Raw genomic sequence first — 17,443 nt, 5'->3', positions numbered from 1 at the left:
TAGCAGTAGCAGTGACAGCAGACGGAAACCGGGTGATTTCTGGTTCTAGGGACAATACTGTGAAGGTGTGGAATTTAGAGACAGGGGAGGAACAGTTCACCCTCAAAGGTCATAGTAGTTGGGTAGAAGCAGTAGCAGTGACAGCAGACGGAAAACGGGTGATTTCTGGTTCTAGGGACAATACTGTGAAGGTGTGGAATTTAGAGACAGGGGAGGAACAGTTCACCCTCAAAGGTCATAGTAGTTGGGTAGAAGCAGTAGCAGTGACAGCAGACGGAAAACGGGTGATTTCTGGTTCTAGGGACAATACTGTGAAGGTGTGGAATTTAGAGACAGGGGAGGAACAGTTCACCCTCAAAGGTCATAGTAGTTATGTACAAGCAGTAGCAGTGACAGCAGACGGAAAACGGGTGATTTCTGGTTCTAGGGACAATACTGTGAAGGTGTGGAATTTAGAGACAGGGGAGGAACAGTTCACCCTCAAAGGTCATAGTAGTTGGGTAGAAGCAGTAGCAGTGACAGCAGACGGAAAACGGGTGATTTCTGGTTCTAGGGACAATACTGTGAAGGTGTGGAATTTAGAGACAGGGGAGGAACAGTTCACCCTCAAAGGTCATAGTAGTTATGTACAAGCAGTAGCAGTGACAGCAGACGAAAAACGGGTGATTTCTGGTTCTAGGGACAAAACTGTGAAGGTGTGGAATTTAGAAACTGGGGAGGAGATAGCTACTTTTAGTGGTGAAAGTCCATTTTCTTCCTGTGCAGTTACACCAAATGGGTTAACAATTGTTGCGGGTGACGGTTCTGGAATAGTGCATTTTTTAAAGTTGGAAAATGCGGGAGAATGAAATGATGAACTCCACACCCAGACCACCAACTATGAATAATTCCATAGTTAATCCCCAAGAATTTGCAGCAATAATTCACCAAAAAAGCGCGAATTTTCTGGGTCGTGATTTCGTGTTTACTGCTATTAATAATTTTCTCAATCGCTACAACCGGGGTTATTTCACAATTATCGGTCTACCCGGTAGCGGTAAAAGTGCAATTATTGCTAAATATGTTAAAGATAATCCCTCAGAAAATTGCCAGGTAATTTATTACAATGCGGAATTAGAGGGGAAAAATCACGCTGAGGAATTTCTGAGATTTGTTTGTCAGCAATTATTAGATATCACCCCTCCCCAACCCTCCAATATTCAAAGTTTATCCTCTTCTTCCCCCCGTAGCGGGGGGACTGAGGGGGGTGCGAGGAGGGAGCAAAACGTCTCAAACATCCCCTCGTTTACGGGGGGAATGAGGGGGGTTCTTCCCGACAACGCAACAGAAGGGAGTTGGTTTTTATCTTTGCTTCTCCAACAAATCAGCGACAGTTTATTACAAACAAATCAAATAAATCAAACAAATCAAAAATTAATTATTGCCATTGACAGTTTAAATTGCATCAATCGCAATTCACAACCACCAGGAACAAATATTTTTTATCTTCCTCCTTACGTTCCCCCAGGGGTTTATTTTCTCCTTTCCCGTCGTCCGTTTTTAGCAGATAATTCTGGTTTATTAATTGAAGCACCGGTGCAAAGTTTGCATTTAGGAGATTATCCACAGGAAAATAAACAAGATATTCAAGATTATATTAGGAGTTATATTAATTTATCACCAGAATGTAGAGACGTTCCATGGAACGTCTCTACAACAAATAACGTCTCTACAACAAATGCAAACAAATCCTCCACACTAAAATCCGGGTTAAATACCCAGCAAATCAACGAAGTCGAATTTATTACTAATTTAACCAACCGCAGCGAAAATAATTTTAAATATGTCAGCGAAATCTTAACCGCTATAGCTGATGCTTTCTACACCCAAACTGAACAAATAGAAACATCATTTCCACCAGGATTAATAACCTACTATCAACAACATTTAGATAAAATATTAGATTGGGAAAATCAAGATTTTGCTGTAGAAGTTTTACAATTTCTAGCACAACAAACCCCACCTATATCAGTTACAGATATTGCTAATTTACTAGACGTTGATGAGTTTGATGTGGAGGAAATTTTAGAAGATTGGTTTGAGCTTTTACAGGTAGAAAATACCTCTGATTTCCCGGTTTACAGTTTATATCATGATAATTTCCGTCAATGGTTAATATCTTCCCACTTTCACCAATAAGACTGTTTTAAACTGTCACCTGTCACCTATTCCCTATAAATCACAAAATTTTGGATCATTTTCAATATCCAATTCTTCAAAACTAATTAATTCTAAATGTTCAGGATTTTGCATTAATTCCTTGGCTAATAAAAATCCTGTAATTGTCCAAGTTGTATATCTCCGTGATTCTTTACCAATTAAAGAACCACTAGAACCATCATAATACTCTGGCCATTCATCCTGATGTAACCTCGCTTGAGCTAATTCTAAAGCACGTTGACTAAGATCATTTCTCCCGGTTTTTTGAGCAGCAGCGGCTAAACTCCATAATAAAACAGGCCAGCTACCACCATTATGATATGACCAAGGTAAATTTTTCGGGTCACAACCGGTAAAGATTTTATATTCGTCTTTTTCTAAAGCCGGAAAACAAATTTTCATTGGCATTTTTCCTACTAAATCATCCCATTGTTCTTCAATTAAATTCATAATTGCTTGGGACTGTTTTTCATTAGTGAGAGAATAAACAACAGCCATTAAATTACCTAAAGAAAAGAACCGAGTATCTAGTTGAGAAGGTCCAATATTTCCAGCTAAATAACCACCATGTTTGGGCAACCACACAGATAAATCGGCGTAGGGAATAGAATCTGCATAAATATTAAATTGATTTTCTGCTGTATGTCCATATTCTTCACTTTTAAAGCGATAGATGACATTCAATCTTTTCATATCAATCCAATAATGATGACGGATATGATCTCTTAATAAAGGTAAACGTTTATCAATAGCTTGCACAATTTCTTCGTCACCAGCACAAATTAATAATTTACGTGCAGCACGTAAAGCACCATAAAATAAAGATTGAATTTCTAAAGGATAGCCATAAATACCCAAACGACGGTAAATCATACAAGCACCATCAGGAACTAAGAGAGTTGGGTTCATATCAAACCGCGTCGCCAAACAAAGTTCCATTATTAAGGCAATACCCTCTTGAAATTTGGGTTGCATGGCAAAATTTATATCTTTTGTAGCTTTGACATAGGCTTGTAAAATGATTATCCACCATAAACAAGAATCTACAGATGTGACTCTAGCTATTGCTTGTTCTCCAAAGTCTGGTTCTACTGATTCTTCACCATTTATAGATTCAACTTTAAAACTAGCAGGAATTAAACCCCGACTAGGTTGGTAAGCACTAAATAGATTTTTTTTAGGTTGTAATTTTAACGTTTTTTCTAAAAAGTTCCGAACAATATCATATTTTCCTTTAATTAAAAAAAGTAGTGCAGACGGCACAAAATCCCGAATAAAACAATGACCAAAATTTAATACTGCCTGGGTTTGATCACAAACAACAATAGTTCCTATGGGATTACCCTTATAGTAGGTAATTGATTTTTCTATTAGTTCCCAAGCTTCAGTTTCTAATTGATCAAAGTTTGATATTTTTTGCTTCTGCATTGGGTAAATTCTCCTATATACTGCCATGGAATGGGTATCTAATTAATATCCATTTTATAGAGGTAAAAGATATTAATTCCTCTAAGTCTTCTATTATCATATCCCTCTTAATTGATTGCTGAAACAAAAATAGCAGTCTGAAAGAAAGCCGCATATTTTTGATTTAGATTCAATAATATTGTTTATTTTTTACAATTTTAAAATTAATAGATGTGCAAATAATGATAGAAATTTAAAAAATATGCTCATACAGTTGGATTTAGAGTATCATCAGATATAATTATAAAAGTGAATTGAATTATCAAAAAATTAGTTTTAATTCATAATAAAGCAAGGGTTTAACACTGCTAAACCCTTACTGAAGTCAGAATATGAATATCTTTACTTTTGCCTTTTACCTGGTTATAAAGACATATAGGATTCTAGTCCACCTACTTCAAATTCACAAGCTCTAGAAACTGACTCCGTAGGAAATTCATTAAAGCTAACTAATGGTAGTAAATCAGGCTTATTTATTATTTCTTTAGCTAATAAATAACCTGTAATTGTCCAAGTTTGATATTTCCGAGCTTGTTTACCAATGAGTCTACCTTTTTTGCCGTCGTAATATTCTGGCCATTCATCTTCACTTAGTCGTGATTTAGCAATTTCTAGTGCTTTTCTCGCCATACCTATTCTATTTGTTTTTACTGCGGCCGCTGCTAACATCCACATCAAAACAGGCCAACTACCAGCATTATGATATGACCAAGGAATATTTTTAGGATCGCATCCTGTGACAACTCGATATTCTTCATTTTCCAAAGCTGGAAAACAGATTTTCATCGGCATATCTCCTACTAAATCATCCCATCTTTCTTCAATCAAAGTCATAATTGCTTGGGATTGTTCTTCTGTGGAAAGATCAGAAATTATCGCCATTAAATTGCCCAAAGCAAAGAAGCGAGTGTCTAATTGGGAGGGTCCAACATTACCAGCTAAATAACCACCTTTTCTGGGTAGCCATTTATCTAATTCATAATAAGGTAAAGAATCTACATAAATATTAAATAGATTCACCGCTGCTTTACCATATTCTTCACTTTTGAAGCGATAAATTGCATTCAACCGGGAAATATCTATCCAATAATGTTGACGAAGATGACCGCATAATAACGGCAAGCGATTATCCATTGCTTCGACAATATCTTCATTCCCCTTACATATTAATAGCTCACGAGCCGCACGCAAAGCCCCAAAAAAGAGGACTTGAATTTCTAAAGGATGACCATAAATACCCATCCGTCTGTCTATCATGCACGCTCCATCAGGAACTAACAAAGTGGGGTACATATCAAAACGATTCGCCAAACAAATTTCCATAATTAAGCGAATACCAATTTGGAAATCTGGTTGTTTTGCTAAACTGTAATCATTGGTGGAAACGACATAAGCACGTAATAAAATCAACCACCACAAACAAGAATCAACTGGTGTTACTCTAGCGATCGCGTGTTCCCCAAAGTCAGCTTCTAAATGTTCTTCTCCGTTAATATTAACAACTTTAAAACTGGCAGGTATCAACCCTTTACCTGGTTTGTATGCGTCTAATGCTCTTTTTTTCGGTTGTAACTTTAAGGTTTCTTCCAGGAAATTTTTAACAATATTTGTTCTTCCTTTAACCAAAAAAATCAACGCCGAAGAAACAAAATCTCGGATGAAACATTGATCATAATTGAGAGCTTCTACGGATGGATCATAAGCTGCTAAAGTCCCTACTGGACGACCCTGATAGTAGAGAATTGAGTTTTCTAGGCACTCCCAAGCTTCTTTGTCTATATTTTCGGTATTTTCTGCTGCGTTTAAGTCATTTAATTGCATTGCTAGAATAACTCCGGTTAGATAGTGAATTTGCAGTTGATGCGCCTTTACTTATGATCAGTATTTGCTATTTTCACCATGAAAGAGTGATTATGGGAATAACTAATCCAATTTCTGAGCAGACATACTTAAAGCATAATGGTTGCAAATACTGGATTTGAGCAAATTAATTGCTAGTTAATTTACTTTCTATAAATATCTTTCCGTGAATTCCAGTTTTCTGGTCTTCACATCAATCAATAAAATCTCGAACTCAAAGAAACTATAGCAAGAAAACAATCACAGCAAAATGCCGAGATATACTCATGTGTTTCACAATGCCTAATTTGACAATGTTGTATCACCCTTGACGAAGAATATATCTGGACTATAACTACAGGTGTCTATGAAGCTTGAATACCCTGGAGTGCATTAACTTTACTAAGATTGAACTTTTGCGTCTACTCATTAAGTTATTCCCCTTTAACTTAACAATTTATAACTTTTTTTCCCAATGTGCAATATAAATTCTTAAAAAATTTAAAATAGCGATTTTTATCAAAGTTTGTCTATTTGCAGCCAATAATCACGGTAAGTAGGACTGAGGAGGCAGAAGGTAAAATTTGGAGACTATGAAACAGCCTTTTTTCCTATTGCCTCTTCCCTGGTTTTAACCAAATCTACCACTGATGTAAGCCTTTGTATCCTCTTGTTGAGGATCATTGAAAATTAACTCTGTGGGAGCATATTCTACTAGGTAGCCTGTACGACCACCTTTTTCTGAAGTTTTGACGTTAAAGAAAGCAGTTTGATCAGAAACCCGCGCTGCTTGCTGCATATTGTGGGTAACAATCACAATAGTGTACTTTTCTTTCAGTTCGTGAATGAGTTCTTCAACCCGCAAAGTAGAAATAGGATCAAGGGCAGAACAAGGTTCATCCATCAAAATAACTTCTGGTTGCACAGCTACTGCCCTAGCAATACATAATCTTTGTTGTTGTCCACCAGACAAAGAAAGACCACTTTGGTTGAGTTTATCTTTGACTTCATCCCATAAAGCTGCTTGTCGTAAACTTGTTTCTACTAATTCATCAATATTGCCGCGATAGCCATTAATCTTAGCTCCAAAGGCGATATTATCTCGAATAGATTTAGGGAAAGGGTTTGGTCTTTGGAATACCATACCGATTCGACGGCGTACTTCTACAGGGTCAATATCTGGAGCATACAAATTTTTATCGTAAAAATAGACCTTGCCTTCTGCACGAAAGGAGTCAATCAAATCATTCAGGCGATTGTAACAACGTAGCAATGTACTTTTACCACAACCAGAAGGCCCAATAAAAGCAGTAACTTGATTTTTGGCAATATCCATCCAAATATTTTGGACAGCGAGGAAGTTACCGTAAAAAATATTCAGGTTTTCTGTCCGTAAAACCATCTCAGTGCTATTAATCGTATCAGTTTTAGTGACCATGAATTTTTATTGTTTAGGGTTAGGTTGTAAATATGACTTAGGCATTCTCTTGAGGTGATGGAATTTTTTAAGCTTTTTGCCTGGTTGCCCAACGAGCGATAATGCTGGTAATTAGAACCATTAGCACTAAAATCAGAGAAGCTGCCCAAGCTAGAGATTGCCAACTTGGGAATGGTGAAATAGCGAAGTTATATACTAATACAGCCAAAGAAGCCGTCGGTTTGAGTAAACCATTCGGCCAAAAGGAGGAAAACAAAGCCGTAAAAATTAATGGTGCGGTTTCTCCTGATGCTCTAGCGATCGCCAATGTCGAACCAGTAACAATGGCAGGTAAAGCAGCCGGTAAAACTACTTGGATTACTGTTTGAAAATTAGTAGCTCCTAAACCCAAAGCAGCCTGTCGTAAATCCTGGGATACTAGCTGCAAGGCTTCATCTGTAGTGCGGACAATAATTGGTAACATCAGGATTGCCAAGGCGAACCCACCACCCAATGCTGAGTAAGAACCTAAATTCAGCTTAGTTAAGGTTAAAACTACAATCCCATAAGCAAAAACCCCGGCAATAATTGAGGGAACTCCACTTAATACATTAGTAGCAAAGCGTACTCCTCTAGCAATTCTACCATCACTAAATTCAGTTAAATATATGGCAGCTAAAACACCAGTAGGAATACTGAAAACTGCCCCAATACCCACCATGAGCAATGTACCTAAAATGGCATTACCAAAACCTCCCCCCTGGCTGAAAGGTGCTGGGGGTAGTTGGGTAAATACATTGAGACTGAGACTGCTAAAGCCTTTAAATAATACATAAGACAGTACAGCCAAGAGAGGAACTAGCGCCAATGCTCCACAGATAAAGGCCAAGACGGTCATGACTGTGTTAAACAAAGTACGGGGGGAAGTCGGGGAACGGGTGAGACTGTTTTGGGGAAAAAGAGAAGTCATAAAGTCACAAGTTCTAGGAATCAGGAGTTATAGGAGTGAGGACAATCAATGCTAAAGTCGCTGCACTCGCATCACAATAAACTCTGCCAAAATATTTACTAACAGAGTTAATAAAAACAGAACTAAAGCTGCATACATCAAAGCAGAAACCTGTAAACCACTAGCTTCTGAAAATTGGTTAGCTAGTAGGGAAGAAATAGTATTAGATGGTGCTAACAAAGAAATCTTGATATTGTTAGAATTACCGATTAACATGGTAACAGCCATGGTTTCACCCATTGCGCGACCAAGTGCTAACATAACTGCGCTGACAATACCAGAAAAAGCCGCAGGAATCAGCACCTTAAAAATTGTTTCCCAACGAGTTGCACCTAGTCCTAACGCAGCTTGGCGTAGACTGGGAGGCAGGGAAATTAAAGCATCACGGGATATGGCAGTAATGATTGGCAAAGTCATAATTGCCAAAATCACCCCTGCTGGTAACATTCCTGGCCCAGTTGGAGGAGAGTTAAACAACGGTATCCAACCCAGAGAATTATGCAACCATTTACCCAAATCAGTGAGGATGGGAATTAAAACAAAAATTCCCCACACTCCATAAACAACGCTGGGAATAGCAGCCAGTAATTCTACTAGGAAAACTAATACTAAACGCACCTGTGAGGGCAGAAAATTCTCACTTAATAAAATAGCCGTACCAACACCAATGGGTACAGCTATTAATAATCCAATCAAGGAACTAACTATAGTTCCATAAATTGCTGGTAAGACACCATAGTTATCATTAACTGGATTCCAATCGCTTTTGATTAAAAAATCTAAACCAAATTGTTGAATAGCAGGTAAAGCACTCGTCCCAACTTGAAAGGCTATCCATAATAAAATAGCTGCGATCGCTAGAGCAAAAATCTTTGTCAACCAAATAAAACCACGATCCAGAGATTTGTCAAGATCAGAGCGTTTCTTGGTTTCTGGCGACAGATTGTAATAATTTGTAGTCATACACACTGACTGTAAAAAGCAAATCTGAAAGAATGTGAGGGGGAACCAAGCAAAAGTTAAAAATTGAACAGTTACTTAGAAAATGGTGGTAATTACCATCACTGAAATCATTGTTGCGCTGCTCGTAGTATCTGCATCCTAGCTGAATCAGGGTTCCCGACTGAATCAATAGGTTCACTACTTAGATATTCAAATTACCTAAAATATCATCATTACTTACTGGCACTGGTAGTTCCACTTACAGCAATTTTGTAATCAGGGCTGATTGCATCTGCTACGGTAGCTACTTTTTGGACTACATTTGCAGGTAAAGGAACATAACCTAACTCAGCAGCCAGCTTTTGTCCATCGGTTAAAGCATACTCGATAGTTGCCTCTACGGCTTTAGCTTTAGCAGCATCATCATATTTTTTGTAGGCCAGAATCCAAGTATAGGTGACAACGGGATAAGAATCTGCACCTTCTGGATCAGAAATAAATGCGCGGAGATTTTCTGGTAAAGTTACTGCTTCTAAAGTTTTGGATGCAGACTCTTCGTTAGCAGTGATAAAATTACCACTTTTGTTTTCTAAAGCAGCAGTTTTTAAGTTACTTTGTTTAGCGTAACCATATTCTACGTAACCGATTGCACCTTGAGTTTGTTGGATTTGGGCAGTTACACCTTCATTACCCTTACCACCAACTCCCGCTGGCCAATTTACACTCTTACCTTCACCGACTTTCTCTTTCCATTCGGGACTGATGGCGCTGAGGTGTTTTGTAAATACCCCTGTAGTACCACTACCATCAGCACGATGAACTACAGTGATAGGTGTACTGGGTAAGTTAACACCAGGATTTGCCGCTGCGATCGCTTGGTCATTCCATGTCTTGATTTTGCCAAGCAAAATATCCGTATATACTGCTCTTGGTAATTTCAATTCAGCCACATCAGGCAAGTTATAAGCCATCACAATACTACCTGCTGTCACAGGTAATAAAAGTACACCTTTTTCTGCTGGTATTTTGGCAATTTCCTCATCTTTCATGGCCACATCACTAGCACCAAAGTCTACAGTGCCTTGGGTGAACTGTTCTACTCCAGCACCACTACCCACAGACTGATAATTAACTTTCAGATTGGGATACTTTTTGTTCAACTCAATAAACCATGTTTGATAAAGTGGAGCGGGGAAAGATGCACCAGCACCAGTTAAACTCACATCTCCACCTAAATCCAAGGTTTTCCCAGGACTAGAAGCTGTAGTATTTTGAGTATTACCTGCATTATTAGTAGCAGTGTTATCAGGGCTGGAATTTCCTCCACAAGCTGCCAAACCCAAAGTCAGTGCTATTGCTGCAACTGAAGTTTTCAAACGGTTATTTTTAACAGGATTTTGACCTAATAGCATTGCTGTCTAAATGTTGTAAGTTAGCACGTAAGCGCTTCCAACATACCTCTAAATTATTAATCGCAGGTAAACAAAAGGTTAACAAAAACATCTATTTATTTTACTAGGCGATAGTATACGTATATCTGCTTGATATTTAATCATGTACAAGTAATATATTTATCTATACCCTGACGTGATATCTAAAAATGCTGATCAAAACCAATTGGTGACATTGAAGATTTTTCCCTATACTGGTTGCTGTAAGAGTTCCCTTTGGCCTTGTCCCTGTTGCCCGATAAATGTTTGCTGCTTCCAATCAATTATTATGGTCCATGATTGGCTTACTCCTAACAATGGGTGGAACGTTCCTAGAAGTCTATGGTACTACTATACCTTGGAGTTGGAGTCAGCAAGGAATTAAAACTTTTTCCTTAGGCGTTAGTTATCAAATTGGCGCGGTTTTATTGGTAGGTTGTTTAGGAGGTAGAAATGCTGCTGCGCTTTCACAGATTGCTTATTTAGTAATGGGATTAACGTTGTTACCCGTATTCGCCGAAGGTGGTGGCATGGGTTATGTTAAATTGTCCCAATTTGGCTACCTATTGGGTTTTATACCCGGAGCTTGGATTTGTGGCTATTTTGCCTTTAAAGCCAGACCTCGTTTAGAAACCCTAGCTTTTAGTTGCCTATGTGGCCTATTAACTGTCCATATCTGCGGTATTGCATACTTAATAATTAGTTATCTTGTTCCGTGGAGAACCGCAGAAAACATATCTCTGATACAAGCTATACTCAAATACTCCTGGTTTTCACTTCCAGGGCAAATAGTTGTAGTTTGCGCCGTGACTATAGTAGCTTATGTACTACGACATCTAATGTTTTATTAGTCATTAGTCAGTAGAAAAACTGACAACTGACAACTGACAACTGACTAACTTACCATGCGTTTAAAAAATCGTCCGTTTTGGATTGTTGCTGTTATTTCTTTTTTGCTAGACCAACTAACAAAATTTTTGGTAGTGCAAACCTTTGATTTAGGGCAAACACTACCACTGTTACCAGGAATATTTCATTTTACTTATGTCACTAATACTGGTGCTGCTTTTAGTATTTTAAGTGGCAAAGTAGAGTGGTTGCGTTGGTTATCTTTAGGAGTAAGTTTAGGATTAATAGCTATAGGATTATTTGGACCAGTGTTAAATATTTGGGAAGAATTAGGTTATGGTTTAATTTTAGGTGGCGCTTTAGGTAATGGTATTGATAGATTTGCTTTAGGTTATGTGGTTGATTTTTTAGATTTTCGACTCATCAATTTTGCAGTGTTCAATATAGCAGACTCTTGTATTAGTATTGGTATTGTGTGTTTATTAATTTCATCTTGGCAAAAAACTCCAAATTCTAGTCAAAGAACACGCTGAAAAATTTAATGATTCATACCAATTTAGTATTTGGTGTAAGCCATTTCCCTAGATTCAAAAAAATAACTTTTTCAGCCAAACCTAATTAGGTACAAAATTCACTAATATTTTGCACCTAATCAAGAAATTATGAATTAATGGCTACTGACATAAACAATTTGGGTAAATGTTCTTGAATTATTGTCATCACTAAATCTGGCACAACATTAAAATTATCGCCAATTCCCATTAACTTACTTACTAAATTCCACAAAATAAGAACTGCCAGGAACTGGAGTTACTTGAGAAGAACTTTCTAATTTGGGTTCAGCTGGCGTTAATGGAGTTGGAGTCATCTGGGTAGAATCTTCAGGACTAGATTCAGTTGGCGCGACTGGAACTGTGGTGGTGTCTACATTGGTATTATTATCAACAGCATTGGTTTCACTATTGATCTCTAATGTTTGAGGTTGAGGAGTAGTAGAGAAACCCTGGTCTAATGGTATACCACCAGGACAACGGGAATTAAGGGGAAAATGTAGGCAAAGAATTCTCATCCCTTCCAGTGACATTTTAATTTCTGGAGGCGCACTAGTTGAAGAGTCATTAGATTGTGCCATAGCAACATTACTGGTAAAAGCCAAAGTTATAGCTGTACCAACTAAAGTCAGAAATTTTCCCTTCATTTTGCAATTAACCTCAAGGTGCAAGGAACACTGGGCTAATTAAATCAAACTATTGATTAGACAAAATCTGTCTAAAGATAGATGTAAAATTTCCTTTTAATTGCTAACAGCAACTATTGAAAGTAATATTTTCATCTTTTGTAAAATCAGCAGTAGTTCTTAGAAATACAAAAAAAATATGGTACTGGAAATGGTATATTTAATTATTTGTGATCAAATCAATATTTGATGGCAACCATAAGCAATAAGTCATCTATAACCTGAGTGATAAAAATCACCGATTTCTTTTACCTAATCAATGGAAGTATGATATAAAAAATCACTATCAAAATTCAGTACAGGAAAATTAGTAATGGCTTGTGATTAAAATAGTGTCAGACTAGGATCAAACTCTTGACCCCTATGATTTCGTCTTCACAACCAACTGTGATGTGATATTGCCGATGAATTCTCCGCAACCCCCGCAAAAGCCAAAAACCTTACTTGGTCAATTGACGCAAGCAGTAAACACGATTCAAGCCAGGGTAGATTTTTCCAAACTGGCGCTCAAGCCTAATGCCAAAGTACCAGAACTCTGGGTGCAGGATGCGGGGGCGGACAAAGCGGAAATATATCCCCTATTAGGCGATCGCTACATACTGGGACGTAGTTCCAAATCCGCTGATATTGTCGTCCGTAACCCGGTAGTCAGCCAAATTCACCTGTCTTTATCACGGGATTCCAGCCAAAGAACCCCAACTTTTAAGATCAAGGATGAAAATTCTACCAATGGTATTTATTTAGGTAAACGCAGAGTCACTTCTTTAGAACTACGTCATGGCGATGTTTTCACCTTGGGTCCACCAGAACTGGCAGCTTCAGTCCGGTTACAATACATAGATCCTCCTCCTTGGTACATCAAAGGACTGACCTATGGAATGTATGGTATTGCCGGTGTCAGTAGCTTACTGGCCTTAGCCATAGGCATAGAATGGATGAAATTTTCCGTTAGCCCCCTACCTACAGCCACCAGCGCACCTGTAGTTATTTATGCCCGTGACGGTTCTACTCCCCTAAGAGAACCCCGAAATATTGCTCATGTAGACTTAAAAACTTTGTCAGAGTTTGGACCTTATCTAGCATCAGCAGTAGTAGCTTCGGAAGATAGTCGCTATTATTGGCATTTTGGAGTTGATCCTTTAGGAGTTTTACGAGCAGTATTGATAAATACCCGTACAGGTGATGTACAACAAGGTGCTAGTACAGTTACTCAACAACTTGCCCGCAGTTTGTTCCGAAATTATGTAGGTAGCCAAGATTCTTTAGGGCGGAAAGTCCGTGAAGCTATAGTTTCTCTGAAGTTAGAAACCTTCTACAGCAAAGATGAGATATTACTAACTTACTTAAATCGAGTATTCTTAGGTGCGAATAATTCCGGCTTTGAAGATGCCGCTAAATATTATTTTGACAAATCCGCCAAAGAATTAACCCTATCAGAAGCGGCAACCCTAGTAGGAATTTTACCTGCCCCCAATGCCTTTGATTTTTGTGGAGATGGACCAAGAAAACTAGGAGCCGCAGATTACCGCAACCGTGTTATTAAACGGATGCTAGAGATGGGCAAAATTAGCCCAGAAGAAGCTAACAGAGCCAGACGCTCTACCGTACAAGTAAGCCCAAAAGTATGTGAGCGCCAAGCCCAAACCATAGCCCCGTATTTTTACAACTATGTTTTTCAAGAACTAGAATCAATTTTAGGAGAAGGGGCGGCTAGAGAGGGCAACTACATCATAGAAACCCAATTAGACCCAACAATTCAAGCCCAGGCAGAAGCCTCACTACAAAATACAGTTAGTAATGCAGGTTCAACTTTTCGCTTTGATCAAGGAGGACTTGTCACCCTAGACTCCAGAACTGGCAGCATCTTAGCAATGGTAGGGGGAACTGATTACAGAAAAAGCCAATTCAATCGCGCCGTACAAGCCCAAAGACAACCGGGGTCTACGTTTAAAATTTTTGCCTACACAGCTGCCATAGAACAGGGAATATCACCATTTAGAAGTTATTCCTGCGCTCCTTTAACTTGGCAAGGCTTTACATACAAACCTTGTCGTTCTGGTAGTGGTGGTAGTTTGGATATGACTACAGGTTTAGCACTCTCAGAAAACCCCATTGCCTTGAGAGTTGCCCAACAAGTACGGTTAAGTAAGGTTGTAGATATGGCACAACGCTTAGGAGTTAAATCCTCCCTTGATCCTGTTCCAGGTTTGGTTCTTGGTCAAAGTGTTGTTAATGTTTTAGAAATGACCGGTGCTTTTGGGGCGATTAACAATCGTGGTGTATGGAATCCACCCCATGCCATTAGTAGAATTTTAGACAGCAGTGATTGTGAAGATCGTAATGATTTACAGACTTGTCGTGTAATTTACTCTTATGAGTTAGATCGCAACAGCAATAAGCGAGTTATCAGTCCTGAAGTTGCCAACCAAATGATAAATATGATGCAGCAAGTCGTTACCAGAGGTACTGGCCGTAGTGCGGCGATTGGACTAGGAGAAGCCGGGAAAACAGGCACGACTGATAGAAACGTAGATTTGTGGTTTATTGGTTTTATTCCCCGTCGTCAACTTGTAACGGGGATTTGGTTAGGTAATGACAATAATTCCCCTACATCCGGTAGCAGCGCCCAAGCCGCCCAGTTATGGGGTAATTATATGCGGAAAATTACAAAGTAAATTAGTGATTGGTGATTGGTGATTGGGAAAAGTCAAGAGTCAAGAAGTAGAAGTTAATTACTTTTGACTTTTGACTTTACCTGTATCCCTCCCAAGGTAAAACTTCCAAAGTCCCATTAGGCTTGAAAATTACCTGAAAATGAGCCAGAGGTTCTTTGTTATTGGGAGCGGCCACATTAGAACCATACACAGATTGAAACATCTGCGGTAGAGGTGTTTCTCGAAAATAATCAAAGGCAACTTGGTTCAGTGGTTCATAGTCAGCTATAACACCGATTTTGTTGACGGCTACCCGATATTGTAATTCTCTGTTAAAAGTCGGTGTAACACTCCAATTTTGGCGAATTGTATTGTACAGTTTTTGTTCTAGTTCTTTGACTGTACTGGATTCAGTAATTTTTTCACCAATTACCTTGGGTGTGCTGGCATATCCACGCCAAGGACTCACTTCTAACACCCCTTTACTGGTAAATACAACTCGAAATTGGGCAATGGGTTCATTATTAATCATGCCATTGGCAGGATTATATAGCAGTTTTGGTAATGGGGTTTTTTCTATTTCATCATTGGCTTTGTTATTAACTGATTTGTAGCCAAGAATACTACCGTCAGCACCCACACCCAGGCGATAGACTAAATCCTCTTGAATTGCGGAACGATTCTCCCAAACAGAATTAACTTGGTTATAAACTTGACGTTGTAATACTCGTAGCTGTGAGGAATCCGTAATTTCTGAAACCTGATTGAGAAGAGATTCTAAATCTCTAGCTACTGGTATGGGTGGTTCTGTTGGTGTTGAGTTAATTGTAGGTTCAACCGTTGCTGTGGGTGAAGTTGTGGGTGAAGTTGTGGGTGAATCTGTAGGTGTTACAACACTGCTTTGTTCCTCTGTTTTTGGTTCGGGTGGACGAACTTGAGGCGGAGGAATTAAGCTAAATGCAAAGGCTGCGACGACCAAACTGGATAAACCTACACTAGCAGGTACTACTTCTTTTAATATTGCCTGACTGGTGTTGCCATAAAGCCTAGTGACAGGTTGTAGTTCTAGTGTTAGTTCTGGTAGGGTTTGGGTATCGGCAAAAAATTGATCTACAGCTTCAACTAAATCAAACAATTGCACTGTATTCAAATCAATTTGAATAGGGTGTTTAGCTTGGTTGATGGGAGATTCTGCACCCTCACCTGTGACTTCTGAATGGACAATTAATTTATGTCGGTTGCTGTCAACTTTTTGAAATTCAACTAATTCTGAATCAAGATTGTGTGCTTGAGGGTTGGGAACATTACTTAAAAATTCTTGAGCGTAGGCACTAACTGCTCTGACTAGGCTTTCAAAAAGCTCTCGTCCCCCAGCTATGGGTTCACTATTATTAGATAAATAAAATTCTGCATTTACCAATATAGCTAACTCTGGCCGTAATTCTTGCAGCTGATTAGAGGATGTCACATTAGTTAAACCCTCTAGAAGCAGTGTGCAGTTAGGTAAACTGTATTTACGTTGAATATTCATTCTACTTCACCGTCAAAAAGAGAAATCCAAAAGCGCTGCATTCCAGCTGTACCAGTGCAAAATAGTAGTTTTCCTAATAAATCTATAGCTAGTTCATCTAATTTTTCATCTGAGTTTAAGGTTAGTAACACAGAACGTCTGGCGTTCATACGACTTTTAAAATGCGCTCTAAACCTTTCTAGATAGTTAGCTAGACGTAAATTTTGTTCTAATGGAATCTGTTTTTCAGATAATTGCTGATATATCATTAACATCTGGCGGATGACTACTGTTAAACGGCGTGCTATGTAACAGGCGATGATGACTAATGCTTTTGCTTCTAGAATACTGAGAGGGCGGCGGGTGTGCGCTCGTCTTAGGGGGTTAGAACTACGCATCCGCCACAGGTTGACCCGATTTTGAATAATTCCTGTCAGGTCTAACTCTTGAGCAAAAGCAAGGATAGCTTCAGAGCCACCAAGTTCTAAGGCTTCAATGGCTAATAATATCAGGTCTATTTGTACTGTGGTTCTGCGAGGACATCCCTGTCCGCTAATTGCTGGATCTGGTAGTGCATCCAGGATCATTGGCATAGTCTCAGGAGTGGGACTATTCAATGGTGTTACACTTGCGGAGACATTCATTCTATAAAATACCTTGTGCTATTCCAAAAAACTGAGTGAAACAAAATTTAAGATAGATAGCCAAACCAGAACTCAGTCTTGTGGTTATGGCATAGGCAATCCAAATATATACAATATTTACTCTGGTTAATCCAAGATTTCCCTATACTGTAATGAAACTTTTAAAGCATAAAATCACCTACTTAACTACTGACTTTTACAGTGGATATACATCTCTAGCTTGGTTTAAATTCTTGTTGATTGTCA

14 protein-coding genes are annotated in these 17,443 nt (G+C 38.7%); 5 read left to right on the top strand and 9 right to left on the bottom strand.

Annotated features, from left to right (window positions below):
* Nucleotides 1-11: 11 nt before the first annotated feature.
* The gene (locus WJM97_RS20705) at nt 12-848 is read left to right on the top strand and encodes a WD40 repeat domain-containing protein (protein WP_353930642.1); all 837 of its coding nucleotides are present in this window, start codon (nt 12-14) and stop codon (nt 846-848) included.
* Nucleotide 849: 1 nt separating this feature from the next.
* Entirely contained in the window at nt 850-2,178 is a 1,329-nt protein-coding gene (locus WJM97_RS20700; protein ID WP_353930641.1) for an ATP-binding protein, read from the top strand.
* Between the two features lie 33 nt (nt 2,179-2,211).
* On the opposite strand, the gene WJM97_RS20695 is transcribed toward WJM97_RS20700, so the two are convergent.
* The 6 genes from WJM97_RS20695 to pstS all read right to left on the bottom strand — a co-directional run bounded on the left by WJM97_RS20695 (nt 2,212) and on the right by pstS (nt 10,285).
* A complete protein-coding gene (locus WJM97_RS20695; protein WP_353930640.1) occupies nt 2,212-3,627 on the bottom strand; it encodes a glycoside hydrolase 100 family protein in 1,416 nt (471 codons plus the stop codon).
* 402 nt (nt 3,628-4,029) lie between these two features.
* Nucleotides 4,030-5,487, bottom strand: a complete 1,458-nt coding sequence (locus tag WJM97_RS20690) for a glycoside hydrolase 100 family protein (protein ID WP_353930639.1) — start codon at nt 5,485-5,487, stop codon at nt 4,030-4,032.
* Nucleotides 5,488-6,136: 649 nt separating this feature from the next.
* Nucleotides 6,137-6,943, bottom strand: coding sequence for a phosphate ABC transporter ATP-binding protein PstB (gene pstB, locus WJM97_RS20685; RefSeq protein WP_353930638.1), 807 nt, complete (start codon nt 6,941-6,943; stop codon nt 6,137-6,139).
* Between the two features lie 67 nt (nt 6,944-7,010).
* Nucleotides 7,011-7,892 (bottom strand): phosphate ABC transporter permease PstA, encoded by an 882-nt coding sequence (gene pstA, locus WJM97_RS20680; RefSeq protein ID WP_353930637.1) that lies wholly within the window; start codon nt 7,890-7,892, stop codon nt 7,011-7,013.
* Between the two features lie 51 nt (nt 7,893-7,943).
* Nucleotides 7,944-8,894: a phosphate ABC transporter permease subunit PstC gene (gene pstC / locus WJM97_RS20675; RefSeq protein ID WP_353930636.1), complete on the bottom strand. Its 951-nt coding sequence runs from the start codon at nt 8,892-8,894 to the stop codon at nt 7,944-7,946.
* Nucleotides 8,895-9,106: 212 nt separating this feature from the next.
* Nucleotides 9,107-10,285 (bottom strand): phosphate ABC transporter substrate-binding protein PstS, encoded by a 1,179-nt coding sequence (pstS, locus tag WJM97_RS20670; RefSeq protein ID WP_353930635.1) that lies wholly within the window; start codon nt 10,283-10,285, stop codon nt 9,107-9,109.
* 281 nt (nt 10,286-10,566) lie between these two features.
* On the opposite strand from pstS, the gene WJM97_RS20665 reads away from it, so the two are divergent.
* Nucleotides 10,567-11,154 (top strand): biotin transporter BioY, encoded by a 588-nt coding sequence (locus WJM97_RS20665; RefSeq protein ID WP_353930634.1) that lies wholly within the window; start codon nt 10,567-10,569, stop codon nt 11,152-11,154.
* Between the two features lie 54 nt (nt 11,155-11,208).
* The gene (gene lspA / locus WJM97_RS20660; protein ID WP_353930633.1) at nt 11,209-11,685 is read left to right on the top strand and encodes a signal peptidase II; all 477 of its coding nucleotides are present in this window, start codon (nt 11,209-11,211) and stop codon (nt 11,683-11,685) included.
* A 233-nt stretch (nt 11,686-11,918) separates the two neighbouring features.
* Here lspA and WJM97_RS20655 read toward each other — a convergent pair whose 3' ends face one another.
* Nucleotides 11,919-12,350 (bottom strand): hypothetical protein, encoded by a 432-nt coding sequence (locus tag WJM97_RS20655; RefSeq protein ID WP_353930632.1) that lies wholly within the window; start codon nt 12,348-12,350, stop codon nt 11,919-11,921.
* Nucleotides 12,351-12,793: 443 nt separating this feature from the next.
* Here WJM97_RS20655 and WJM97_RS20650 point away from each other — a divergent pair, with 443 nt between their 5' ends.
* Nucleotides 12,794-15,064, top strand: coding sequence for a transglycosylase domain-containing protein (locus WJM97_RS20650; RefSeq protein WP_353930631.1), 2,271 nt, complete (start codon nt 12,794-12,796; stop codon nt 15,062-15,064).
* A 76-nt stretch (nt 15,065-15,140) separates the two neighbouring features.
* Here WJM97_RS20650 and WJM97_RS20645 read toward each other — a convergent pair whose 3' ends face one another.
* Nucleotides 15,141-16,574, bottom strand: coding sequence for a DUF4335 domain-containing protein (locus tag WJM97_RS20645; RefSeq protein ID WP_353930630.1), 1,434 nt, complete (start codon nt 16,572-16,574; stop codon nt 15,141-15,143).
* Nucleotides 16,571-17,197 (bottom strand): DUF3038 domain-containing protein, encoded by a 627-nt coding sequence (locus WJM97_RS20640; protein WP_353930629.1) that lies wholly within the window; start codon nt 17,195-17,197, stop codon nt 16,571-16,573. The genes WJM97_RS20645 and WJM97_RS20640 overlap by 4 nt, the downstream gene beginning before the upstream one ends.
* Nucleotides 17,198-17,443: the final 246 nt, after the last annotated feature.

Origin of the sequence: Okeanomitos corallinicola TIOX110, from assembly GCF_038050375.1 — a bacterium.
In the GTDB taxonomy this organism is placed as follows: domain Bacteria; phylum Cyanobacteriota; class Cyanobacteriia; order Cyanobacteriales; family Nostocaceae; genus Okeanomitos; species Okeanomitos corallinicola.
The sequence above is the reverse complement of the archived record's forward strand: the minus strand, read 5'-3'. Positions and strand labels throughout refer to the sequence as shown.